Here is a 22765-nt window from a genome sequence, read left to right as displayed (position 1 = left end):
AGTCCTTGAGATGCGAGCTTGGTATCGTGGCGTTGAAACGCCTATGGCGCGACAGCTTTGTGAACGTGGCCACGAGTGCGCTCTCCCGGCGCGCGGATAAAGCGTCCTCCTCGCGGGCCGTAGACCGCGGCCGGTTCCGGGCATACCCAGAGCGCAAGCAGATAGAGCACCCCGCCTGTCACGAACGACACGGGCACGCTGAGATCGAGATCGCCGAACAGGCTGCCCAGCGGACCTACGAACTGCCCCGGCAGATTCACCATCGACAGACCGATAAACGCTGCAGGCAGCCACGCGCAGATCGCACGCAAGTTCCACCCATGCGTGAACCAATAATGACCGCCGCGTCCGCCACGGTTAAAGACTTGCAGATCATCAGCCAGATAAAAACCGCGTCGTTGCAGATAGCCGATCACCATGATGGCGATCCACGGGCAGCTGAAGGTGCAAATCAAGGTCGAGAACGTCGAGACGCTTTGCACCAGGTTAAAGGCAAAGCGGCCGAGAAAGATGAACCCGATCGCTAGGACGCCGATGAACACCGTCGCGCGGACGCGATCAAACACCTTGGGGAAAATGCTGGACATGTCGAGCCCGGTGCCATAGAGCGCCGTAGTGCCCGTGGACATTCCACCGATGATCGCGATCAGGCAAACCGGCAGCAGAAACCACGTGGGGGATACCGCCAAAAGGCCGCCCACATAGTCGTCGGCTTGGATGAAACTTGGTGCAGTCGTAGAGATGATCGTGGCCGTCGCCAGGCCGAAAAAGAACGGCACGAATGTCGCGATCTGCGCGGCATAGACGGAGGCCATGAGTCGCCTGCGCGGCGTGTTCTCCGGCACATAGCGCGTCCAGTCGCCCAGCGTCGAAGCAAATGACACTGGGTTGCTCATGGCCACGAGCACGGATGCGATGAAGGCGCCCCAAAAGCCCGGCGTGCCCAGCTGCAGCACACCGGCGTAATGCGTATCCAGGACATCATAAAAAGCGAAAGCGCCCAACAGGAACAACAGGCTCGCTGTCCACACGGCGATCTTGTTCACCCATAACATGAAGCGAAAACCATAGACGCACACCACGAGCACGAGGACCGCAAAGATCAGGTAAGCAGAACCCAGCGTCCAGTTATTGACCGGCAGGCCGGTCAGCGTGTGAGCACCGCCCACGAGCGCGTCGCCTGAACTCCAGACGGCCAGCGAAAAGAAAGCGATGGACGTCAACAATGCGAGAAACGAGCCCACGATCCGCCCGTGGATGCCAAAGTGCGCGCCAGAGGAAACGGGGTCGCTGGTGCCATTGCAAGGGCCAAACAGACTCATGGGCGCGAGAATGAACGTGCCGGCGAATACACCCGCCACGATCGCCCATAAGCCCGCCTGAAACGACAAGCCCAACAACACGGGAAATGCTCCCAGGACCGAGGTCGAAAACGTATTACACCCGCCAAACAGCAAGCGAAAGACGTCACGAGGACGGGCATAACGCGAAGCGTCCGGGATGCGCTCGAAGCCAAAGGTCTCGATCTGCGTGATAGGCGCTTTTTTGGGCATGGTGTCTCACTCCTGTACTAATGACTGACTTTGACGGCTTTGTGTTTGCCAGAGCGCTTTGACGTCGCGCTATTCGCAGTCGGATGCAGTCTATACGGCCGCACTGGCGCGCAGCATCGTGCATGTCAGATGTTGACGTTGCCGTCTGTCGATGTATCGCGCGAGGAGGAAGCTGCGCACCCTCGCTGCTTGCCATACGCATCTAGCAAGTCTTCGCAAAACGCCCGGACAATGGGGTTGTCGCGCTGGCTGGGTCGCGATGCCAGCTGATGCGGCACGTCGAAGCCAAACGCCGTTTCGTTAAGTACCCGGATCAGTCCGCGCTGCTCGAACGCGTGGGCATGGTGCTTGGGCAAGTAACCGATGTGCCTGCCCGACAGAATCAGTACGGTCGCCGCATCGACGTTGTCGGCAGTCGCCGTCACCTGGCGTTCGCTAATGCTGGCGATTTCTTCTGGTACAGGATATGTGCGCCACACCCACTGATGCGCGCGTAAATGCTCGATCTGGACCTGCCCGCGGTGATGAAAAAGCGGATGGCCGCGGCCACAGCAAATGACCTGGCGTTCGTCGAATAGCTTGCTGTACGCGATGCCATCGGCGCGATGGCAAAAATAGCCGATGGCCAAATCCAGTTGTTGGTTCAGAATCTGCGTTTCTAGTTCCGTCGAGGTTGCCACTCGCATATGAATCCGCACGGCTTCATCACGCTGCCGAAATGTCGCGAGCGCCTTGGCCAGACGCGCGTTTTCGTCAAGCGATGCATGGCCGATCAGACCAATCGAGAGCGTGCCAACGAGCTTGCGGTCAATGTGCTGAACTTGCGCGACGAATTGCGCGGTCTGCGCCATGAGCGCGCGCGCGAGCACGACGAAGCGTTCGCCCTTGGGTGTCAAGCGAAAACCCCCGCGACCGCGTTCGCATAACGCGAAACCGATGCGGGTCTCTAGTACGGACAGTTGCGAGCTGATGGTGGACTGGCGTGCGCCGACGGTAGCCTCGGCCGCAGTCACGCCGCGCGCATCGACGACGGCGAGGAACACGCGCACCAGGCGCAAGTCGAGATCGGACAGACTGGTCAGCATGTTGAGCAGCGCACCGCTGGCGTCTTGGCAACGGCTATAAAACGTTCGGACCTCACATCGGGAATCCCAATGCTTTGATGGCCTTGATCCATGCCCGCTTCCAGCCGCCTTGCTGATCCGCGCCGTCGAGCGCGTGGAAGGTGACCTTTGCCGCCAGCCAGCGCACTGGCTCGGGGGGGATATAGGTGGGACCCAGCCGGGATATGTCCAAGTCGCGCTCAGGGGCGTCACGGTCGAACAATAGATTCAGGCCCATCGAAGCGCCAAAACGGCTTGCCGCGACGCCGAAACCGGTATAGCCAGCGACGAATACTGCCTTACCACCGAGGTAGCGTTTGGCGAAGACCGAGCCGCGCGAGCAATAATCGATAGGGCCACTCCAGGCATGCGAGAAGCGGACATCGGACAGCTGAGGAAACGTCTTGTAGAACGCCTGTGCGAGCCGGTAGTACGTTTCCCGCCGGGCATCTTGCCGAGGATTGTTGTCGCCATCGAAGTGATAGCTCACCAGTCCGCCAAAGATGATGTTGTTGCTCTTGGTCAGACGGAAATAATTCAGCTGCGTACGCGTGTCGTAGACGCCTTGCCGGTTCTTCCAGCCGATGCGAGATAGTTGTTCGTCGGTGAGCGGCTCGGTCGCCAACACATGATCGCGCACTTGCACGACGCGCCTGTTGATATCGGAAATGCCCACCTTCGCGGTGCCGCTACCCAGTAGTATTCGGGGCGCTGTTATCGTGCCGGAAGGCGTCTTGACGCGAACGCGCTGCCCCTCATCGACAAAGGAGACAAGAGGGGTGTGCTCATAGATGCGTACCCCCAGACTGAGCGCAGCGCGCTTTAAGCCCCATGCGAGCTTGGCCGGGTGCACGATGCCGCTGCGATTGTGTGACCATAGCGCGCCCGCAAAGAGCGGAGAATTCAACTGTTCTCGCGTGGCGCGTTCATCCAGCAACTCGACGTTGTGCCCGTATTGGGTGTGCAACTCGTAATCGGCCCGCAGATGCGCGAGATGTTCCGGGTCTACCGCGACAGTCATTTCGCCGTTCCACTCGACATCGGCATCGATACCGTAGCGCTTTAGCGTTTTCTCGAAACCATCCAGATTGCGCTGCCCGAATTCCTCGAGCTTTGCGATGTCCTTGGGAAATACACGGACTGCATTGGGCAAGCCATGCATCACCGAGGTCGAAATAATGCCACCGGCCCGCCCCGAAGCACCGTGCGCAACGCGGTCGGCTTCGATGATGACCACATTGAGCTGCGGCATCTGCTCTTTGGCCTGTACCGCCGCCCACAGTCCCGTAAAGCCGCCGCCAACGATCAGAAGGTCGGCAGTGATTTCGCCTGCGAGTTTCGGTTGGGCAGGGGGCTGCTCGGGGTTGTCTAGCCAGTAGGGAGACAGCTTGGTGCGAGCCAGGGCTTCGTGCACGCTCAACGTGGCGCGCTTGGCCCGAAATTGTGGCGTCACATTGTGCGTCGCACCACCTGGCGTGTCCGGCTCAGAGCGTACCGGTTGGCGGGATAGAGTCATAGCGGTTCGAGGCGTTGAATGCGTTCGGCGAAGTCGTCGCCGCGCGGGTTTGGGTTGTACGGCGGTACCAGGTGCAGTAGAGCTTCAGCCTCACGGCATGAGCAGCACGTAGAGCTTCTTGGCGTCGGAGATCGTTTCCCAGCGTCCCGCAAAGCCTCGCGGCAGCAGGTAGCCTTGGCCCGCGGAGAACTCGATACGTCCGCCCTCGGTGTCGGTCAATGCGATCTTTCCTTCCACCAGCCATACGGCTTCATCCGCGCTCGTCTCGGGAAAGTCGAGCATGCCGACCTTGCCTTCCCACCAACCCACCACGTAGGACTTATTGGTTCCCTGAGCAATGCACCAATCGCCTTCTTCCATACCGTAGTTCAGTTTGGTGAAATCGCCCAGGTTCGGGCCCAGTACCTTGATGTCGTGGACGGTCTTGCTCATGAATCGCACTTCCTTTGTGTCGCTCGCTACTGAGGGCGAGCCACGTTAAATTCATTGTTGTGGATCAGGCATAGTGCCAGCCGCCGTGCGGGAATGTGCCCTCCCTCAAGGGGGGCAAAGGGCAATTGGGGGATGGCCTCTGCGCCGTCGCTACGCGGTCATCGGTCGTGCCCAGGCTCTGCTATGATAAGTCGCCCTTCTGAGAGGCCTGGCATGCTGATATCTATCCCGCTGCAGGAGTCGCCGAGTTTCCCGCTGTCTTTCGATAAGCTCGGCAAGGTCATCGATAGCGTGGGGACCCAGAATTTTGTGTCCTGTCTGACCGCGCTGCTGCACGATATCGTGCCCTTGAATGCGGTGCATATCGAACGATCCTGCGTAGACGCGAACCAGCCGACTGGCTTTCGCTGCGAGTGGGTCGGCAGCGGCGGTGTCGATATGGACTTCAGTTCGATTTCAAAAGCGATGACGCTTTACTACGATCGCTTTTACGCCATCGATCCGCTCTTCTCGGGTATCCGCGGCCAACTCGGTACCGTATTGGTCGTGAGGGATATCGGCGCGATTCCCGCCGGGGAGTTCCGCAAACTGCTCTTCGATGACGCGCATATCGCGCATGAGTGCGTGTTGGCGCATGGTACCCGCTACGTGCAGCATTCAATCGCGATCGAGCGTGCGTTGAACACGCCGGCGTTTACGCTGACCGAGCTCGGCCGGTTTCGCAAAGTGGGCGAATTCCTGTTTCCCTTGCTGGCATTGCATGTCTCGACCAGCGCCGCCAGACGCGTCGCCCAAACCGACGTCAGTGTGCATCCGCTGGCGCAATTCAATGCCCGTATCCAGGATGAGGGAATAGGACTGTCTCGCCGAGAGTACGAGACCTGTGTGCATCTCATCAGTGGCAAGACAGTGCCCGAGTCTGCGGGGATACTCGGCGTGCGCCCGTCGACGGCGGAATCCTATGTAAAGCGGGCATTCGCCAAGCTCGGGGTGCGGACCAAGCGCGAGCTCATCATGTGGGGAGCCATGCGCAATTAGTCAGGCCACGGACTATGTATGGTGGCGTTCACATCGATCCGCATCAATGTAAACATCCTAACCTCGCGATCCAGGCAGCTCCCCAGACGCATACGATGTGCCCCAAACACTATTCAATAGTGCAACATGATCGGAGGCTATTCCTATGCACCACCCGTTTAACCGTCCGCTTGGCGGCGATGAAATGCCGCGCTTTGGCGGCATTGCCACCATGATGCGCCTTCCTCTAGCCCATAGCGCAGAGGGCTTGGATGCCTGCTTTGTGGGCGTGCCATTGGACCTGGGGACGTCGAATCGTTCAGGTGCACGCTTTGGACCGCGCCAGATTCGTACCGAGTCCGTATTGCTGCGTCCTTACAACATGGCCACCCGGGCGGCGCCCTTCGATTCGCTACAAGTGGCCGATATCGGCGACGTTGCGATCAATCCTTACGACTTGAAAGACTCTATTCGTCTGATCGAGCAAGCGTACGACGACATTGTCGCCCACGGATGCCGCCCGATTACGCTGGGTGGGGACCATACGATTGCTTGGCCGATTCTGCGTGCTTTGCACAAGCGCTATGGCAAAGTGGCGGTCGTGCACGTCGATGCGCACGCCGATGTGAACGACACCATGTCGGGCGAAAAGATCGCGCATGGCACCCCGTTTCGCCGCGCCGTCGAGGACGGTTTGCTCGACTGCGCCAAAGTCACCCAGATCGGTCTGCGCGGCACGGGCTACCATGCCGAGGACTTCGATTGGTGCAGACAGCAAGGTTTTACGGTCGTGCAGGCCGAATCATGCTGGAACCGCTCGCTCGTGGCGCTGATGGACGCGGTGCGGATGCGTGTCGGTGACACCCCGGTGTACCTGAGTTTTGACATCGACGGCCTGGATCCCGCGTTCGCACCCGGTACCGGCACACCCGAGATTGGCGGGCTGACCGTTCATCAAGCGCTGCAGATCATCCGTGGTATGAAAGGCCTGAACATTGTTGGCGCCGATATGGTTGAAGTCTCTCCGCCGTACGATCAGGCTGGCACAACCGCGCTGGTGGCTGCGAATCTTGCGTTCGAGATGCTGTGCGTGATGCCCGGCGTTCATTACCGCTAATCCGAGATAACTCATGACGACGATATTCGAACCGCGTGCTGATGACGGCGCCTTTGTCTTGCCGGGCGCCACGATCGCCGGGGTTCCCCAACGCGCCGTCGATGTGCGCGACACTACCCCTATTTACAACGCGGCCACGGGTGTAGTGATAGGCTGGCAGGAGCACGCGAATGTCGCGCAAATCGATGACGCGGTGCGCGCCGCGCGAACCGCCTTGCCGAGATGGCGGGCCACCACGCCGGCATCGCGTGGCCAGATTCTAAAAAGGATCGCTGAACTGATCGAGCACAGTCGCGATCGGCTGGTCGGTGCCCAAATGCGTGTGAGCGGCAAGCCGCCGCTGGAGGCCGAGCAGGACGTCAGCGATGCGGTAGCCACATTCGACTACTACGCGGCGCTATGCGATGACGTCGGGCTCTTCGCGCCACAGACGGTCAGCGTGCCCGATAAGACGGTGGCGGGTCAGCGATACTATGATGCTGTGGGCGTGGCCGCGCTCATCGTTCCGTGGAATTTTCCCATGGTGACCACGGCATGGAAAATGGCGCCGGCCTTGGCGGCGGGTTGCACCGTGGTGCTCAAGCCTTCTGAGTTGACCTCGCCGGTCGAGCACATGCTGGTGGGCCTGCTCGCCGAGGCGGGCGTGCCCGACGGCGTGGTCAATATGGTCAACGGCGGTGCGGCGGTGGGAACACAGCTAATCGAGCATCCGTTGATCGATAAGGTCTCTTTCACGGGGAGCACGGAAGTCGGCAAGCGCGTGATGCGCGCGGCGGCGAACGACATGAAGCGCACGACGCTGGAACTCGGAGGTAAATCCTCGCTCATTGTGCGCGCCGATGCCGATCTCGACAGCGCCGTGTCGCTAGCGGTCAATGGGGCGTTTGGCAATGCCGGGCAGATGTGTTCGGCGACGGCACGCATTCTGGTGCAGGACCAGGTGTACAACGAATTCATAGCCAGGTTGGAGGCTGCCGTAGACGCGCTCGTGGTGGCGCCGCCCATGCGTGCGAGTGTTTCGATGGGGCCGTTGGTGTCGGCGTCTCACTTGGCGCGAGTACGCGCCATGTTGGATGCCGGGATCAGCGACGGCGCGGCGGTGGCGTTTTCCGGTCGATTAGATGAAAGCTGCGGCAAGGGTTTTTTCCTACCTCCGATGGTAGTGGCCGAACCCGATGTCGACAACGTACTCTGGACGGACGAGGTATTTGGCCCAGTCGCCTGCGTCAAGTCCTTTCACACTGACGACGAAGCCATCCAAATCGCCAACAGCACGCGCTATGGCCTGGTGGCGACCGTGCTGACGGCGGACGCCTCGGCGGCCAAGCGCTATCAATATTCGCTGCGCGCGGGGCTGGTGTGGATCAACACGCCTCAGCTCATCTTTCCGCAACTGTGTTGGGGAGGCCTCGGGCTGAGCGGCATCGGCCGGGAACTGGGCGTAGAGGGACTGCGCAGCTACCAGGAACTGCGGCACACGCTAAGCGCTATTTGATGTATTTGAAGTGCGGGGCGAGATATCGCCTCGTTGGCCTTTGTCGGCAAGACAAGGCAGAGAGAGATGGCTCCCCGAGCTGGGTTCGAACCAGCGACCTGCGGATTAACAGTCCGTCGCTCTACCGACTGAGCTATCGGGGATCATAGGTGCCTGATTCGTTTTTCAGCGTGGCGCCAAAAAACGAAGCGCAGATTCTACAAAAAAAATCGAAGTCGTGCAGGCAAAAACCGAAATTATTTTGGCAGCACGATAAAACCATTGTTGCCGGCTGGCGGTTTGGCAGGGGGTAGCAGGGTTTCTTGCGCGCCGTCTTGATCCACGGTTACCCCAGTCGGCGATATGGCGACCAGCGTCACGCCCGGGGCCAAGGTATCGTTGACGCGATATGCACGGGGCGGCTGACCGTTGACGGAAAGTACCGCTGCGCCGTGCTTTCCATTGCCGCTGGCGATCAGGCCAGACACGGTGATACGCACCCTCAACGCTTCGCCGCCGAACCAGCGCGCGACGGCGGTCGTGTCCGCGATCTCATCCGGTGTCGTTTGCAACACCGGAGGCGCGAGCCGGGGAGCGGGTGCCCATAGCAGCGAGCCCCAGACACCGACACCGATTGCGCATAGCGCCATACCCGCAAGGCGGGCCCACGCCCATCCCATTGCCGTGTTCAGACCGAAAGGCCGCAATCGGCTCATAACGTTGGAACTAGTTGCACTCAATTTTCACTTATCCAGATAGGAATGTGTCGGTATAGGGGTGCATCAGTCTTATATACTTCTTAACCGATCGATACATACAGTCATTCTAGGCCATCGTACCGGAACTTCAACGCAACCAGGCGTATTCGATGCAACACCGTCAACATCCTAAGCAGTGCCGGGCACGGAGACGCGAGACGGGGTTCTCGCTCATCGAAGTCATGATCGTGGTCGTGATCATGGGGGTGCTGGCCACGTTGATTGTGCCCAGCCTGATCGACCGTCCGGACCAGGCGCGGGTCGTGGCGGCGCGTCATGATGTGTCGGCCATTATGCAGGCGCTCAAGCTTTACCGCCTGGATCACGGCCGCTACCCCACGGCGGAGGAGGGATTTGCCGTTCTGGCGCGGCAGGGCGGGCAGGGGCGTGTGTACATGGAGCGCTTGCCTCTCGATCCCTTCGGTCACCCCTATCAGTATCTGAACCCTGGCGTCTACGGCGAAGTAGACGTGTTTTCCCTGGGCGCCGACGGCAAGCCCGGAGGCGAGGGCATCAATGCCGATATCGGCAGCTGGTAGGCGCTCGTGGCGTGCCGTTCAGCACGGGTTCTCGCTGTTAGAGATGCTGGTCACGGTCGCGGTCATCGCCATCGCGACGACCATGGTCGGCGTGAATGTCTGGCCGGACAGCGATTTGCGCGCGTTGCGGCAGGATGGCCAGCGGCTGGCGCAGCTGTTCGCGGCGGCACACGCCGAAGCCCGTCGGGACGGGGCCGAGATTCTCTGGAAGGTCGATGGGCAAGGTTACGCTTTCCTTGTCAAACCGCGACAGCGCGTTTTGCCGGCGGCTTTGCAGCGTCCCGAACCCGTAACTGCCATGCGTCCATTTGCCGACACGAGTCCGTTGCGGCCGCGTGCATGGTCCTCGCCGAATGCGGTCACGGTCGACGTAGAGCCAGCGGGCGCCATCTCATTCAACGCAGAGTGGACGTCGGGTCCGCAGGCTGTCGAGCTCTATGACGGCGCGCACCGGGTCCGTATTGAGCGCGCTGGTCCGGGCCAGTATCGGGTGCAGTCGTGAGACAACGCGCGCGGCAACAAGGGTTCAGCCTGTTGGAAGTGTTGATCGCGCTCACCATCGTCAGCGTCGCCCTGGCTGCCGCCGTCAGGGCAGTGGGAGTCGCATCCAACAATGCGCGGGGTATTCAGCAAAGCAGCCTGGGTATCCAGGCGGCCGAAAACGTCTTGAACGAGCTGCGCCTGGCGCGTGCTTTCCCCACTGCGGGGCGCGCAACGCAGCCATGTCCGCAGGGTCCGTTGAATCTGGTCTGCGAGCAGGAATACCAGAACACCGGCAACAGCCGACTCAGGCTAGTGACGGTCCGTGCACGGTTGCCCGAAGGGCCCGTGGTCGCCGAAGTGCATGGCTTGCTATCGGGGCTGCCATGAGGAAACCGCTCGCGCGTCAGGAGGGTTTTACGCTCATCGAAGTCATGGTCGCGTTAGCGCTGATGGCTCTACTCAGTGTGATCTCGTGGCGTGCTTTGGATTCGGTCGAGCGGGCCAACGGCCATCTGGTGGCCAACGCCGATGATGCCTTGGCCTTGGTGCGCATGATGGAGCAACTCGAAACCGATATCGCGCTGCACGCCGGACCTGCCATTTTGTCCTCGCATCCCGTTTGGAACCCGGCAGCCAAGAATGGCGCGCTGTTGCCACCGGGGATTCACTGGGGCGATTCGCAACTGGCTATCGTGCGATCCGCCCAGGACGGTCAGTGGCAGAGCGTGGTGTGGAAAGCGACCGACCGCTCGCTACAACGGTGGTCGGGTGTGGCTGCACGTACATTGCCGCTGCCGGCGGCTTCAAGCCGTGAATCTATGCTGGCCAGCGTGCATGATTTCTCCGCTCGCATGTGGATCCCAGGACAAGGTTGGACCGCCCCGGATCGCGCCTCGATCGCGGATCGGTCGGCCAGCGGATTAGAAATCACCATCGGACGCGAAGTGAACGGCAAGACCGAGCGCTATCGCAAAGTGATGGTCTTGCCATGATGTGGATCTCGCTGAAAACCCCGGCGCGCCGAAGCCAGCGACAGTCGCCCGCCGCAGAACGGGGCATGGCGGTCATCGCCGCGCTGGTGGTGGTGGCGGCGGCATCGGTGGCGGCCGCTGCGATTCTCGACAGGCAGGCGTTGCTGATCGACACCCTGACGGTAGAACGCGACCGCGCCGAGGCCCAGAGCGTGTTGCGTGGTGGCATTGAATGGGCACGCGTGATTTTGCACAGCGATGCTCGCGGCAGCGCCATTACGCATAGCAGTGCGATGTGGGCACAACCCATCGTGGGGCTGGACATTCAGAGCCCGGATAAGGCGCGCGCCGGGCAGTTCTCGGGCGTTATTGAAGACGAGCAGGGCAAGGTGAACCTGTGGCGGCTGGCCGCGCAGGGTACCGTGCAACGTCAGGATCTCGTCGTGTTGCAACGCGTGCTGCGCGCATTGGACTTGCCCGACTCACTGGCCCGATCGATTGCCCAGCGTGTGGCTGACGCGCAAGGCGCTGCCGGCCGGCCCGCGAGTGCGCCCGGGTTGGCGGGAATGTCGGATCTGCTTGGCATGGAAGGCATCACGCCAGACGTGCTGCGCGCGTTATCGCCGCACGTCACCATCGTTCCGGCCAGAACCGGTATCAACGTCAACACCGCCAGCGCGGTGGTGCTAAGCGCCGTTGTTCCCGGGCTCTCTCTCGCACAGGCGCGCGATCTGGTGCGCGAGCGCGACCGGGGGCAGTGGTTTACGGATAGCGAGGACTTTCTAAATCGCTTGCCTGTCGAGAACGCTGTCCCCGCGCAGCCGGTTCACGTGCGCAGCGAGTGGTTTCTCGTTTCTGGGGAAGTCATCAGTCGCGGCGTGGCGCAGTCGATGCAGGCCCTGCTTCGGCGCGAGGGCAATGCGGCGCCAGTGATTGTTTGGGTGAGAGGCTGATATCAAACCAACACTACGAATCTCTTTGCCACCTTTGGCCTCGGTGATACCGCAATCGGTGGTCGCCTTTGCGTGCTTCAGTCGCAAGGGGCAAATTCTGCGCACGGGTGAGTTGCCTGTCGAGCAGCTCGTGTCTGTTTTGTCGGTTCATCATGTCGATGCCATTCTGCATCCCGACGATGCGATTGTGATGACTTTGTCGTTGCCTCCTTTGCCGGGACGGCGGTTGACGGCCGCCGTGGTGAGTAGCGTCGAACCCCTGACGCTTAGCGATGTGTCGGAGCTCTGCATCGCACACGGCCCGCGCGCTGTCGACGGCAAGGTCTGTGTGGCCTGGGCCGAGCGTGCGCGCATCACGCGCGTGTGGCATTGTCTTGCAGACGCGGGGTTGAAGGTCGATCGGTTGGTGCCTCATGCCTTGGCATTACCCCCGGGGGATGCACAGCCCGCCCAGCCGTTGGCGTTGCCCGTCGATGAACGGTGGCAGGCTCGGCTTCCGTCCTGGTCCCTGGCGCAACCGGATTGCCGTCCGGCCAATCCGTCGCATCCTTGGCGCGCCGCCGCTTTCTGGATTGGCGCGGCTGTATTGATTTGGCTGTTGGGGTTGAACTTCTACGCGGCGAAAGTGCGTGGCGAAACACGGGCTATTCACGAGGCGATGGACGAAGCCGTACGGACGGCGTTTCCATCGATCCAAGTCGTGATCGATCCGGTGCGACAAGCTCAGAACATGCGGGATCAGCTTCGTATGAACGAGGGAGCAGCAACCAATGACGATTTCATGTCGTTATTGACCGATAGTGCAGCGGCGATGGAATTCGCAGCGGGACAGGTGGCGTCGCTACGCTACGACGCCGGCATGTTGACCGTGGTGTTGGTCGACGGCGACGCACCTCCCGTGAACGAGGCTTCGGTCAAGCAAGCCTTTGCTGCCCGAGGCCTGGAGTTGGTTCGCCGGGACAAGACACAGAACGCCTGGCAGGTCCGTCGCGCCGGCATGGCGCTACGCAGCGAGGAGCGCTCTTGAGTACGCCATTCGAATCCCCAACGTCGCATGCGCACCGACAGGGCAGACAGGTGGTTCAACGCCTGCGTCAGCAGCTCTCGGCGTGGTGGCGCGTGCGCACGCCCCGTGAACAAAGACTGCTGCGCGTCGCGCTGGCGGTGCTCATCGGCGCGCTCGTTTGGAGTTGGGCGATACAGCCAGCTTGGCGCACCATCTCGCTATCGCGCGCGGAATTGCCGCAGCTGCAGGCACAGGCGGCTCGCGTCGAAGGACTGATCCGTGAAACGCGTGCGCTCAAGAGTCAACGAACCGGCGGTGCTGACTACGCGCACCTGACCGAGGAATTGACCTCATCGCTCGGCCGCGCGGGACTCGCGCCGGTCGCGCGCGTGACCGTGGGACCTGACAGCAATGCAGGTGCGGCAACAGAATGGACCGTGACCTTCAATCAGGCTGATGTGGCGCGCGTCATGCAATGGTTGGCGGATCTGCCCCATGTGTTGCATGTTCAGCCTCAGTACGTCGAGCTGGAGCGCTCCACGATCGGCGGTCGGCAACGCGCAGGTAGCGTGAACGGGATGTTGCGCATTGCCATGCCGAAGGAGGCCTCATGATCGGTTTACGTCGAGTGTGGCTAGGGCTGGCATTAGTCGCATTGGCATTGATCAGTGCACTGATCGTCGCGCCGGCACGGTGGATCCTGTTGGCGATCCCTGTGGATGCACCGTTAAGCGTGGTGGCGGCTCGCGGCACGCTCTGGGCGGGAAGCGCCAACGTGATCATTGGGTCGGCGAGTCATCGCCGTATGCTGCCCGATCCTCTGGCGTGGGAAGTGACCTGGCTCCCCGTGCCTCGCCTGCGCGTGACGCATGCGTGGCTGGGCGGGCCCGTCGAGATCTCGCCTGGCTGGCTGGGGTTCAAGATCACGGGGCAAACATTGCAGATGCCCGCTTCCGTACTGGGCGCGGTGGATGCCCGCCTGGCGGCGATCGCCCCGGGTGGGGATCTGCGGGCGTCGTGGCCGCCGCTGACATTCGATTTTCGCGGACGGTTAACGGCTCCATCGCCATTGCACATGGATTGGCGGCAGGCGACTTCCGCGTTGAGCACGGTTCGTCCCTTGGGAAGTTATCGGCTGACTGCTACGCCTGATGACGCCGACGGAATGCGTCTGCAGTTAAAGACGCTGCAGGGCCCTTTAATGCTTGAGGGGGCGGGCAGTATGACCGCTACCACTACCCAATTCGATGGGGTTGCTCGGGTCGAGCCCAACGCCTCCTCAGATATCCGTACACGCCTGACCGACTTGCTGGCCGCCATCGGCCCTGGAAAGAATGATCAAACGCTCTTCAGCATACGCTAGCGCTTCTCTCACCGGTACCGTCATGGAACATTCTTCTGCCGCTTTGCCCACGTACACTGGTCTGCGCCTCGCTTTCATGTTGGCGATGGCAGGTGCCATCGCGGGTTGCGCCGCTCCGTCCGGCACAGTCGGTGACAAAAAGGAGACGACACCGTTAATCGTGTACACCTCGACGGGGTCGGCATGGCGGGAAGTGCCCGCTACGCCAACGGAGCCAGCGCCAAATCGCAGCCGTGCGGACACGCCGCCCAGGCGTTCCTATGAACCGGCGCCGCCACGCAGCGTACGACCGCAGGCCATGGCGCCCAGCAGCCCCGGCACAAGTGCTGGCGCGGCAGACGGCGACACCATGCTGAACTTCAATGATGTCGATTTGCAAAGCGTCATTCGAGCGCTGGCGCACTTCACCGGCCGAAACTTTGTGGTCGATCCTCGCGTCAAGGGCAAGCTGACCTTGGTGTCGGAACAGCCGGTGAATCGCGCTACGGCATACTCAATGCTATTGAGCGCGCTGCGTATGCAGGGATATTCGGTGGTGGAGTCTGACGGCGTCACGCGTGTTGTGCCGGAAGCCGAGGCCAAGGTGCAAGGCATGTCGGTGACCAGTGGCCCAACCACTGCGCCTCAGCCGCACAGTGGAGAGCTGATTACCCGCGTTTTTCAGCTGCGTTATGAAAACGCCGCCAATCTGATGCCGGTGCTGCGGCCTATGATCGCACCGAATAATGCCATCAATGTTTATCCGGCCAATAATACGTTGGTGATCACCGATTATGCCGACAACCTCAGTCGGATCGCCGATGTAATCGCCAGCATCGATACGCCCGATTCGTTCAGCACCGATATCGTGCCGGTCCAGCACGGCATTGCCTCGGATGTCGCTGCGCTGGTGTCGCAAATGCTGAATGCTCCCGGCTCGCCGCGTGGGTCTCAACCTATTAGCGTCGTGGCCGATCCGCGCAGCAACTCCATTTTGTTGCGTGCGAGTAGTCCCGAAAAATTGGCCCAGGCGCGCACGCTCATCTTTCGTATCGACAGCCCTGACACGCGCGCGGGCAATCTGCATGTGGTGTATCTGCGCAATGCCCAGGCCAGCCAGCTTGCCGAGGTGTTGCGAGGTGTCTTGAGCGGTCAGAACGCCGAGCGCGGAGCGCAGTCGGGCGAGACATCGATGAATCCGGCGACCAGCGGTTCACCGTCATCGCCCGCGCCCACGTCGATGTCGGGCCTGGACCGGAATGCCTCGCTTTCTGACTCTGGCTCGAGCCTCGCCAACATGGGCATGGAATCGTCTGTCAGTACACGGCCGGTGGCATTCACCGCTGGCGGCGCTACGGTGCAAGCCGATCCCACCACCAACACGCTGCTGATTTCCGCACCGCCGCCCCTTTACCGCAGCTTGCGCGAAGTCATCGACCAGCTCGATCAACGACGTGCGCAAGTGCTGGTGGAAAGCTTGATCGTCGAGGTGACGGACGAGAACAAGGCGATGTTTGGCGTGCAGTGGATGACTGGCGGCAACGGGCTGGGTTCGGACGGTTCGACCTTTCTGGGTGGTACCAATTGGGATGGCAGCGGTCTGAATCCGAACGGCGCGACCACGATCGATGCGCTGGCGCAGGGGCTGACGTTAGGTGTGGTCAAGGGATCGGTGAATGTGCTTGGCAAAGAGATCATGAACCTCAGTGTGCTGGCCCGCGCGTTGGAGTCCACTGGGGGTGCGAATATCCTGTCCACGCCGAACCTGTTAACGCTGGATAACGAAGCGGCCAGCATCATGGTGGGGCGCACGGTGCCCTTCGTGACGGGACGCTATACCACCTCGGGCGATGGCGCGAGCAATCCCTTCCAGACGGTGTCGCGCGAAGATGTCGGCCTCACGCTGCGCATTCGTCCACAGATCTCAGAGGGCGGCACGGTCAAGCTCGCACTCTATCAAGAGGTGAGCAGTATCGACACCGCCGCATCGACTACCGCCGGTGGGCTGGTCACCCGCAAGCGGGCGCTCGAGACGAACGTGCTGGTCGATGATAGCCAGATCATCGTGTTGGGGGGATTGATCGAGGACTCGATTGCCGATACTACCAATGCCGTGCCCATTCTGAGCAAGATTCCCCTGTTGGGCAGCCTCTTTCGCTATGAGAGCCGCAGCCGTACCAAGACCAACCTGATGGTGTTCTTGCGGCCGCATATTTTGCGCAGCTCGCAAGACAATGCCAGCATCACCCTGGATCGCTATAACCATATGCGTGCCATGCAGAATGGTCTGCCGGAGCGTTCTACGTGGTTTGCACCCAACCTGGGTTCGAGCGTGCTGCCGGAGATCACGCGCAACCCTGGTACGGGCTTGTTGGATTTGCGTAGTGAAGACGCTGCGCCCGCGACACCGCCAGCACCCGCGGTCAAGGTTCAGCCCATACCGCCTGTCAGCGCCAATGTGCCGCGCGCGGCTAACGGGAGCGAACCCCTGTGAAGCCGCGCATTCCTTATGCCTGGGCGCGGGCGCAGCGCGTGCTGCTGGAAACGTCGACGGCAGCGGGAGTTCGGCTGACGATCTCGGAACTGACGCCCGCCTGGGCGCTTGCCGAGATTCACCGTTGCCATGGTGAACTGCCTCATCAGGTGGTGGCGGACACAGAGTTGGATCTTATGCTGACGGCCGCTTATGCCAAGACGGGAGACGCAGCCGCCATCGTGGACGAGGCGGCCAGCGAAGTCGATCTGGATCGACTCATGCAGGAAATCCCCGCGGTCGAGGACCTGCTCGATTCGCAAGATGATGCGCCTATCATCCGCATGATCAATGCGCTGTTTACGCAGGCTAGCCGCGACGGTGCGAGCGATATCCACCTCGAAATTTTCGAGACCCACTCGATGGTACGGTACCGCGTTGACGGTATGTTGCGCGATATCGTCAGCCCGCAACGCGCGCTACACAATGCGCTGGTGTCGCGCATCAAGATCATGGCTCACCTCGACATCGCTGAAAAGCGATTGCCCCAGGATGGCCGTATCGCGTTACGCGTGGGCGGCCGCCCCATCGATGTACGGGTCTCGACATTGCCGACGGGGCACGGCGAGCGCGCGGTGTTGCGTTTGCTGGAAAAAGGCAAGGGTCAAAACGACCTCGATCATCTCGGCATGGCCGAGGACGTGCGTGCGCAACTCGATGCGTTGATTCATCGTCCGCATGGGATTGTGCTGGTCACGGGCCCCACAGGTAGCGGCAAGAGTACGACCCTATACGCGGCCTTAGGACGACTCGATACCAACACGACCAACATCCTCACCGTCGAGGACCCGATCGAGTATGACTTGCCCGGTGTCGGGCAGACGCAGGTCAACAGCAAGATCAACCTGAGTTTCGCCACGGCATTGCGCGCCATTCTGCGGCAGGACCCGGATGTCATCATGATCGGCGAAATCCGCGACCTGGAGACCGCGCGCATCGCGGTGCAGGCGTCGCTTACCGGGCACTTGGTGCTGGCTACCTTGCACACCAATGACGCGGTCTCCGCGGTGACACGCTTGATCGATATGGGGGTGGAGCCCTTTCTACTGGCGTCGACCCTGCAAGGCGTGCTGGCACAACGCCTCGTGCGCAAGCTTTGCCCGCAATGCAAGACGCGTTGCGATGTCACGGGTAGCTGGTTGCATCGGGGCTGCCCGGCATGCAATCACACGGGCTTCAGTGGCCGCACGGGCATACACGAGTTGTTTTGCGTGGGCGATGCGGCCCGCGCCTTGATCCATGATGGCAGCGACGAACAGGCCTTACGGCAGGCAGCGTTGCAAAGCGGCATGCGCAGCCTGCATGAAGACGGGTGGCGCTGGGTGGAGCAAGGCGTGACCACCGCGGCCGAGATCTCACGCGTGACGAATGAATCCTAATCCAGCGGTTACGAGACAGCATGCCAGCGTTCCGATATGAAGCCAGCGACGTTCAAGGACGCGTTCAGAACGGCCTCATTGAGGCGGAAAACGAACGCATGGCCAGACAGGCCTTGCGAGGGCGCGGGCTCTTGCCGCTGACCTTAAAAGCCGCGCATTCCGCAGCTTCCTCAAAGAGCGCGTTGCGTACACACCGGCGGATCAAGGACGCCGAGCTGTGCTGGATGACCCGACAGCTGGCGAGCTTGCTGGGCGCGGGACTGCCGCTGGATACCGCGCTCAGTGCCACGCTGGAACAAGCGCAAGGCCGCCATTTGACCGACGTGTTGGCCAGTGTCCGAGCCGATGTACGCTCGGGGCACCGGCTCGGGCAGGCGTTTGCCGCGCATCCGGTCGAGTTTCCCGCTATCTATCGTGCTCTCATCGATGCGGGCGAAGCATCGGGCGATTTGTCGCGGGTCATGGAGAATCTCGCCGACTATCTGGAGTCGCGCAGCAGCCTGCATAATAAGGTGCTCACGGCGTTTATCTATCCCGCCATTGTGACGCTGGTATCGATCGGGATCGTAGTGTTCTTGTTGAGTTATGTCGTCCCGCAGGTGGTGGGCGCATTCAGCCAAACGAATCAGACATTGCCTCTATTGACGCGCTTTATGCTGGCCGCGAGCGATGCCGTGCGGGAATGGGGCCCGCTGGCAGCGCTGGGCGTGGTGATCGCGCTAGGCCTGTGGCGTTGGCAGCTACGCCGGCCAAAGGTCAAGCTATCTTGGCACTCCACCATTCTGCGATTGCCCGTGGTGGGTTATTTTGTCTCTGGCGTGAACACAGCGCGCTATGCGGCGACATTGGCGATCCTGACGGGCGGTGGCGTGCCGCTATTGGCCGCGTTGGACGCCGCCGGACGCACGCTGAGCAATGCAAGGCTGCGGCTGGCCGCCGATGAGGCCGCGCAACGTGTGCGGGCAGGGAGCCCCCTGGCGGCTGCATTACAAGCGCAGGGGACGTTTCCCGCGCTCTTGACCTATCTGGTCAGCAGCGGTGAGCGCACGGGGGAGCTGCCGGCCATGTTGCAGCGTGCCTCGCAGACCTTGTCGGCACAGTTAGAGCGACGCGCGATGGCCATGACCGCGCTGCTCGAGCCATTGATGATTCTGATCATGGGCGCGATCGTGCTTGTCATCGTGCTAGCGGTGATGATGCCGATCATCGAGATCAATCAAATGAGTTTCTGAGGGAGGGTCATTGCGATGGCGACGCGCTGGGAGGTTTAGCATCGCTCACGAGGCGAAATCCCACGTGCGACATCGGGCTATAAGGGTCGGCGCCTTGGCGTGCGCTCGGCCGATACGACAGGCAGTAGTTTTCGTTGCAGAGAAAGGACCCACCGCGGATGACCCGTTTTGGCGCAGTGGCAGGGACGCCGGGATCAGACGGATCGAAGGATTGCGCGGGGCCTTTGGGGTTGTCGATGTCGGTCTTTTGGCGAGCCTGGTTAGCAAAGTAATCCGCGCGATACCAATCGGCGACCCATTGCCAGGCGTTGCCGGTCATGTCGTGTAGCCCGTAACCATTCGCGGGAAAGGTCTCCACCGACACTGTCGCGTTGGCGCCGCCCGCAGCGGGGCTGACCACGGGAAAGTGCTGTGCTTTCGCATCCCAGTAGTTCGCCATGCGTTGGCCCTCGGGTTCCAATTCATCGCCCCACACATAGGTCGCCTGTTCGAGTCCGCCGCGCGCGGCATATTCCCATTCCGCTTCGGTCGGCAGGCGTTTGCCCGCCCACTTGGCATAGGCCAATGCGTCGGCATAGCTCACTTGGACCACGGGATGGTCGCCCTTGCCGACGATGCTGCTGCCGGGCCCTTGTGGCTGGCGCCAGTTTGCACCGGGGATGTAGCGCCACCAGCTTGCATAGTTGGCCAGAGTCACGGGCGCCTGAGTCCCAACAAACACCATGGCACCAGGTACCAACACGCCCTCCGGCGGGCGCGGTGTGCCAGGCGGCAGCTGAACGCGCACCGTTTCCCAGTCAGGCACTTGCTCGGCCGTGGTGACATAGCCCGTCTCGCGCACGAACCGTGCAAACTGGTCGTTCGTCACATGCGTGACGTCCATCCAAAAACCGTTGACGCGAACGGGGTGCGCCGGACGTTCATTGGGTTGCGCAAGCTTGCTATCGCTACCCATTAAAAATCTGCCCGGCGGCACCCAGGCCATGTTTACCGGCCCGTTGTCGCCATCCCCGATGGTGATGGTATGAAGGGCAGGCACGCTGTTCTCGTCGCGGCTCCAGAGCGCCATCCCCGCCCATGCCAGTCCCGCCAGAACCACGCCCACGCCCGCCACGCAGGCAGCGCGCTTGCCTCGTTTAGTAAACGCCATACGAAGGCGGGCAGGTGGTGTTCAGGTTATTTTGGACAATCGTCTCGTCCACATGGTTGGTCAGCCCGTCGAGCATGCCATTGACGAAAAAGTCGTACACACTGGACAGGCCCCAGTTTTGCGCGATCTTGCGCCAGTTGTCCAAATCCTGCGCATTGACGACGCCATCGCGGTTGCCATCGCCCGGGCACGATGGCTCCGAGGCCAGCATGCGATCCATGGTCGCCCGCAGTTCATCGTAGATGGCCAACGTGTTGGCATCAGGATTGCTCACCAACAGATTCCGATCCGGCGTATCGAGCAGCGGCACCGGCACCGCTTGATTGATCTCATACAGCTCTTCGACCACGTCGGTCTTGCTGCCCTGTGTGCTGGGATCAAAATTCTGAGTGGTGTTGCGCACGAGTTTGTACTGGTCGTTGCGCACCGCGACGGACGTCTCCGGCATGATGTCCACCATGTCGCGCCCCGCGTTATACAGCGCGCGATTGACATCGGCGCACATCTTATAACCGGCGCCATCGTTGGGAATCACCGATGCATCGGTATAACCCGGGCCCCAGTAAACGCCCTGATTGTCTTCGCACACCCCTTTGCTCGTCGGAATCTGCGTGCAGGTGGTGTTGATCACGCACGGCGCGTTTCGGCCCCCATTGGCCTGATAGTTCACGCCGCCCATCGTGAAGTTGATATTGCGCAAGCTCGATTGCTCTGGGTTGCCCAAATAAGGCAGCAGCGCAACGGAGTCCACGGTGCGCGGTACTTCCTTATGCACATCAAGCCCGGCGATTTCACCAAAGAACTGATACAGATCCACTGCGTTGACCATGTGATCCACTTGGCGGCCCGGCTGCACGACTTGAGGGCCGGCAACGATCAGCGGATCCCACACCCCGGTTTGATATGCGGTGCCCTTGGCTTGCGATCCCACAAAAGGCAGTTTCACGGCCGATCCCAACGTGCCGTTATCGCCCACGATGACGATCACCGTGTTCGAGGCATTCGGATCGTAGATCAAGCTGCCATCCGGAGCGCGGCTCGCCAGACCGGTTTCGACCAAGATGCGGCCGAACTCCTTATCCATGGCCTCGGTCATCTGGTTCTGCAGCTGGCGACCGGTCGCGGTTGCCTGGCAGCTCCACCCATCAGACGCGAAATCCTCGGGGCCATCGACCAGCGACCCAGGGGGTTGTTGCCACGGCGTATGCGCGGCGCTGAAGCTGACCGTGGCCATCCACGGTTTGGCGCCGGACCGGGACTTGATCCATTCGATGGCGGCATCGGCTTCGGTGGTGGTGCGATACTGGCGCGAGCGTGGATCGCTCAGCGGCACTTGTTCCAGATGGTCGCCATCAATGATGACCAGCGGGGACACGTAGTAGCCGTTTTCGCGATTGAAATTCAGGTTCGACGGCGGCGTGCCGCAGGTTTCATCTGGCACAAAGATCCCGCCCGAACTCAGACACTGCAGCCCTGCGGCATCTTGGGATAAGGCGGTACGCGTGATTTCGCGGCAACTGTTGTCGGCCTGATAGCAGGCGCCAGAATCCGTGCCGCCCGCATGTTTGCCGGGAACAAATCCGCAGGAATACGTGCTCTCCGCGGCGATCCCGCCCGCCGTCGTATCGATCGACCCCGGCAAACCGCCAATCCACCCATAGAAGTAATCCCAGCCCAAGACGCTAGGCGTCATGTTTTCGGCTTCGTTATTCTCGGGCCCCGCCAAATGAAACTTGCCGAACATGCCGTTCTCATACCCGGCGCGTTTAAGCAGTTTCGGCACCGTCACGTCATAAGGCGAGACTTGTGAGTTCGCCAGATCATTCGGGCCGATGGCCTGATAGATATTGGTGCGGAACGGATAGCGCCCGACAAAAAAGGAAGCACGCCCAGGGGAGCATTCCGGCATGGACCACGCGTTATGAAACCGCAGTCCTGCATTGGCAACTGCACCGATATTGGGCAGGTCTGGCGGCGTGGCGCCACCGTATCCAAACGCGGCCATCTGGTCGATGCCGACATCGTCCATGATCATGAACAGAATGTTGGACGCCTGGGGCGGGCTCGGCGCGGGATCTGACTCATGATGGGAGCCACCGCCATCGCATCCGGCAAGAACGAGCGCAACCAACCCTGCCAGCGGCAGTGAACATAGCCTATTCTTCAACATGCCCTCTATCGGCTAGAACCGCACAATATCAGGGCCG

The 22765-nt window shown here is 61.2% G+C and carries 21 protein-coding genes and 1 tRNA gene; 14 read left to right on the top strand and 8 right to left on the bottom strand.

What is annotated here, in order from left to right:
• Positions 1 to 41: 41 nt before the first annotated feature.
• The 4 genes from GOQ25_RS13335 to GOQ25_RS13320 form a co-directional block, all read right to left on the bottom strand.
• Positions 42 to 1553, bottom strand: a complete 1512-nt coding sequence (locus tag GOQ25_RS13335; RefSeq protein WP_160350973.1) for a cytosine permease — start codon at positions 1551 to 1553, stop codon at positions 42 to 44.
• Positions 1554 to 1678: 125 nt separating this feature from the next.
• Complete coding sequence (locus tag GOQ25_RS13330) at positions 1679 to 2638, bottom strand: LysR family transcriptional regulator (RefSeq protein WP_160350972.1); 960 nt, start codon at positions 2636 to 2638, stop codon at positions 1679 to 1681.
• 52 nt (positions 2639 to 2690) lie between these two features.
• Positions 2691 to 4172, bottom strand: coding sequence for an FAD-binding oxidoreductase (locus GOQ25_RS13325; RefSeq protein ID WP_160350971.1), 1482 nt, complete (start codon positions 4170 to 4172; stop codon positions 2691 to 2693).
• A 90-nt stretch (positions 4173 to 4262) separates the two neighbouring features.
• Positions 4263 to 4604, bottom strand: a complete 342-nt coding sequence (locus GOQ25_RS13320; RefSeq protein ID WP_160350970.1) for a cupin domain-containing protein — start codon at positions 4602 to 4604, stop codon at positions 4263 to 4265.
• A 213-nt stretch (positions 4605 to 4817) separates the two neighbouring features.
• Between GOQ25_RS13320 and GOQ25_RS13315 the strand changes: the two genes are divergently transcribed.
• The 3 genes from GOQ25_RS13315 (at position 4818) to GOQ25_RS13305 (ending at position 8233) form a co-directional block, all read left to right on the top strand.
• Complete coding sequence (locus tag GOQ25_RS13315; protein WP_160350969.1) at positions 4818 to 5642, top strand: helix-turn-helix transcriptional regulator; 825 nt, start codon at positions 4818 to 4820, stop codon at positions 5640 to 5642.
• Between the two features lie 145 nt (positions 5643 to 5787).
• Positions 5788 to 6738 carry an agmatinase gene (gene speB / locus GOQ25_RS13310; RefSeq protein WP_160350968.1) on the top strand — a complete coding sequence of 317 codons (951 nt, stop codon included), beginning with the start codon at positions 5788 to 5790 and terminating at the stop codon, positions 6736 to 6738.
• A gap of 13 nt (positions 6739 to 6751) precedes the next feature.
• Positions 6752 to 8233 (top strand): aldehyde dehydrogenase family protein, encoded by a 1482-nt coding sequence (locus GOQ25_RS13305; RefSeq protein WP_160350967.1) that lies wholly within the window; start codon positions 6752 to 6754, stop codon positions 8231 to 8233.
• A 67-nt stretch (positions 8234 to 8300) separates the two neighbouring features.
• Here GOQ25_RS13305 and GOQ25_RS13300 read toward each other — a convergent pair.
• Both GOQ25_RS13300 and GOQ25_RS13295 read right to left on the bottom strand, forming a co-directional pair.
• A tRNA-Asn gene (locus tag GOQ25_RS13300) sits at positions 8301 to 8376 on the bottom strand.
• A gap of 93 nt (positions 8377 to 8469) precedes the next feature.
• Positions 8470 to 8862, bottom strand: a complete 393-nt coding sequence (locus GOQ25_RS13295; protein WP_160350966.1) for a type II secretion system protein N — start codon at positions 8860 to 8862, stop codon at positions 8470 to 8472.
• A gap of 218 nt (positions 8863 to 9080) precedes the next feature.
• On the opposite strand from GOQ25_RS13295, the gene gspG reads away from it, so the two are divergent.
• From gspG to gspF, 11 genes are read left to right on the top strand one after another with little or no spacing between them, the layout of a single operon-like run.
• Positions 9081 to 9509 carry a type II secretion system major pseudopilin GspG gene (gene gspG / locus GOQ25_RS13290; RefSeq protein WP_160350965.1) on the top strand — a complete coding sequence of 143 codons (429 nt, stop codon included), beginning with the start codon at positions 9081 to 9083 and terminating at the stop codon, positions 9507 to 9509.
• On the top strand, positions 9487 to 10011 hold the full coding sequence (locus tag GOQ25_RS13285) for a GspH/FimT family pseudopilin (RefSeq protein WP_160350964.1): 525 nt from the start codon (positions 9487 to 9489) through the stop codon (positions 10009 to 10011). Before gspG ends, GOQ25_RS13285 begins: the two co-directional genes overlap by 23 nt.
• Positions 10008 to 10379: a type II secretion system minor pseudopilin GspI gene (gene gspI / locus GOQ25_RS13280; protein ID WP_160350963.1), complete on the top strand. Its 372-nt coding sequence runs from the start codon at positions 10008 to 10010 to the stop codon at positions 10377 to 10379. Before GOQ25_RS13285 ends, gspI begins: the two co-directional genes overlap by 4 nt.
• On the top strand, positions 10376 to 10984 hold the full coding sequence (locus GOQ25_RS13275) for a type II secretion system protein J (protein WP_160350962.1): 609 nt from the start codon (positions 10376 to 10378) through the stop codon (positions 10982 to 10984). The genes gspI and GOQ25_RS13275 overlap by 4 nt, the downstream gene beginning before the upstream one ends.
• Entirely contained in the window at positions 10981 to 11916 is a 936-nt protein-coding gene (gene gspK, locus GOQ25_RS13270; protein ID WP_160350961.1) for a type II secretion system minor pseudopilin GspK, read from the top strand. The genes GOQ25_RS13275 and gspK overlap by 4 nt, the downstream gene beginning before the upstream one ends.
• 25 nt (positions 11917 to 11941) lie before the next feature.
• Positions 11942 to 12943 (top strand): type II secretion system protein GspL, encoded by a 1002-nt coding sequence (gene gspL, locus GOQ25_RS13265; protein ID WP_160350960.1) that lies wholly within the window; start codon positions 11942 to 11944, stop codon positions 12941 to 12943.
• Positions 12940 to 13536, top strand: coding sequence for a type II secretion system protein GspM (gene gspM / locus GOQ25_RS13260; protein WP_160350959.1), 597 nt, complete (start codon positions 12940 to 12942; stop codon positions 13534 to 13536). Before gspL ends, gspM begins: the two co-directional genes overlap by 4 nt.
• Positions 13533 to 14285: a type II secretion system protein N gene (gene gspN / locus GOQ25_RS13255; RefSeq protein WP_160350958.1), complete on the top strand. Its 753-nt coding sequence runs from the start codon at positions 13533 to 13535 to the stop codon at positions 14283 to 14285. Before gspM ends, gspN begins: the two co-directional genes overlap by 4 nt.
• 22 nt (positions 14286 to 14307) lie before the next feature.
• Positions 14308 to 16758, top strand: a complete 2451-nt coding sequence (gene gspD / locus GOQ25_RS13250; protein WP_160350957.1) for a type II secretion system secretin GspD — start codon at positions 14308 to 14310, stop codon at positions 16756 to 16758.
• Positions 16755 to 18176: a type II secretion system ATPase GspE gene (gspE, locus tag GOQ25_RS13245; protein WP_160350956.1), complete on the top strand. Its 1422-nt coding sequence runs from the start codon at positions 16755 to 16757 to the stop codon at positions 18174 to 18176. Before gspD ends, gspE begins: the two co-directional genes overlap by 4 nt.
• A gap of 20 nt (positions 18177 to 18196) precedes the next feature.
• Positions 18197 to 19408 (top strand): type II secretion system inner membrane protein GspF, encoded by a 1212-nt coding sequence (gspF, locus tag GOQ25_RS13240; protein ID WP_160350955.1) that lies wholly within the window; start codon positions 18197 to 18199, stop codon positions 19406 to 19408.
• Positions 19409 to 19415: 7 nt separating this feature from the next.
• Here gspF and GOQ25_RS13235 read toward each other — a convergent pair whose 3' ends face one another.
• Positions 19416 to 20558, bottom strand: coding sequence for a formylglycine-generating enzyme family protein (locus tag GOQ25_RS13235; RefSeq protein WP_160350954.1), 1143 nt, complete (start codon positions 20556 to 20558; stop codon positions 19416 to 19418).
• Positions 20545 to 22728 (bottom strand): sulfatase, encoded by a 2184-nt coding sequence (locus GOQ25_RS13230; protein WP_160350953.1) that lies wholly within the window; start codon positions 22726 to 22728, stop codon positions 20545 to 20547. The genes GOQ25_RS13235 and GOQ25_RS13230 overlap by 14 nt, the downstream gene beginning before the upstream one ends.
• Positions 22729 to 22765: the final 37 nt, after the last annotated feature.

Origin of the sequence: Bordetella sp. 15P40C-2, assembly GCF_009763235.1 — a bacterium.
Taxonomy (GTDB): domain Bacteria; phylum Pseudomonadota; class Gammaproteobacteria; order Burkholderiales; family Burkholderiaceae_B; genus Bordetella_A.
The sequence above is the reverse complement of the archived record's forward strand: the minus strand, read 5'-3'. Positions and strand labels throughout refer to the sequence as shown.

What these genes read in the sequence shown, in the direction of transcription:
- GOQ25_RS13335 (WP_160350973.1), bottom strand. Translation starts at nt 1,553, where the DNA reads ATGCCCAAAAAAGCGCCTATCACGCAGATCGAGACCTTTGGCTTCGAG.
- GOQ25_RS13330 (WP_160350972.1), bottom strand. Translation starts at nt 2,638, where the DNA reads ATGCTGACCAGTCTGTCCGATCTCGACTTGCGCCTGGTGCGCGTGTTC.
- GOQ25_RS13325 (WP_160350971.1), bottom strand. Translation starts at nt 4,172, where the DNA reads ATGACTCTATCCCGCCAACCGGTACGCTCTGAGCCGGACACGCCAGGT.
- GOQ25_RS13320 (WP_160350970.1), bottom strand. Translation starts at nt 4,604, where the DNA reads ATGAGCAAGACCGTCCACGACATCAAGGTACTGGGCCCGAACCTGGGC.
- GOQ25_RS13315 (WP_160350969.1), top strand. Translation starts at nt 4,818, where the DNA reads ATGCTGATATCTATCCCGCTGCAGGAGTCGCCGAGTTTCCCGCTGTCT.
- speB (WP_160350968.1), top strand. Translation starts at nt 5,788, where the DNA reads ATGCACCACCCGTTTAACCGTCCGCTTGGCGGCGATGAAATGCCGCGC.
- GOQ25_RS13305 (WP_160350967.1), top strand. Translation starts at nt 6,752, where the DNA reads ATGACGACGATATTCGAACCGCGTGCTGATGACGGCGCCTTTGTCTTG.
- GOQ25_RS13295 (WP_160350966.1), bottom strand. Translation starts at nt 8,862, where the DNA reads ATGGCGCTATGCGCAATCGGTGTCGGTGTCTGGGGCTCGCTGCTATGG.
- gspG (WP_160350965.1), top strand. Translation starts at nt 9,081, where the DNA reads ATGCAACACCGTCAACATCCTAAGCAGTGCCGGGCACGGAGACGCGAG.
- GOQ25_RS13285 (WP_160350964.1), top strand. Translation starts at nt 9,487, where the DNA reads ATGCCGATATCGGCAGCTGGTAGGCGCTCGTGGCGTGCCGTTCAGCAC.
- GOQ25_RS13275 (WP_160350962.1), top strand. Translation starts at nt 10,376, where the DNA reads ATGAGGAAACCGCTCGCGCGTCAGGAGGGTTTTACGCTCATCGAAGTC.
- gspK (WP_160350961.1), top strand. Translation starts at nt 10,981, where the DNA reads ATGATGTGGATCTCGCTGAAAACCCCGGCGCGCCGAAGCCAGCGACAG.
- gspN (WP_160350958.1), top strand. Translation starts at nt 13,533, where the DNA reads ATGATCGGTTTACGTCGAGTGTGGCTAGGGCTGGCATTAGTCGCATTG.
- gspD (WP_160350957.1), top strand. Translation starts at nt 14,308, where the DNA reads ATGGAACATTCTTCTGCCGCTTTGCCCACGTACACTGGTCTGCGCCTC.
- gspF (WP_160350955.1), top strand. Translation starts at nt 18,197, where the DNA reads ATGCCAGCGTTCCGATATGAAGCCAGCGACGTTCAAGGACGCGTTCAG.
- GOQ25_RS13235 (WP_160350954.1), bottom strand. Translation starts at nt 20,558, where the DNA reads ATGGCGTTTACTAAACGAGGCAAGCGCGCTGCCTGCGTGGCGGGCGTG.
- GOQ25_RS13230 (WP_160350953.1), bottom strand. Translation starts at nt 22,728, where the DNA reads ATGTTGAAGAATAGGCTATGTTCACTGCCGCTGGCAGGGTTGGTTGCG.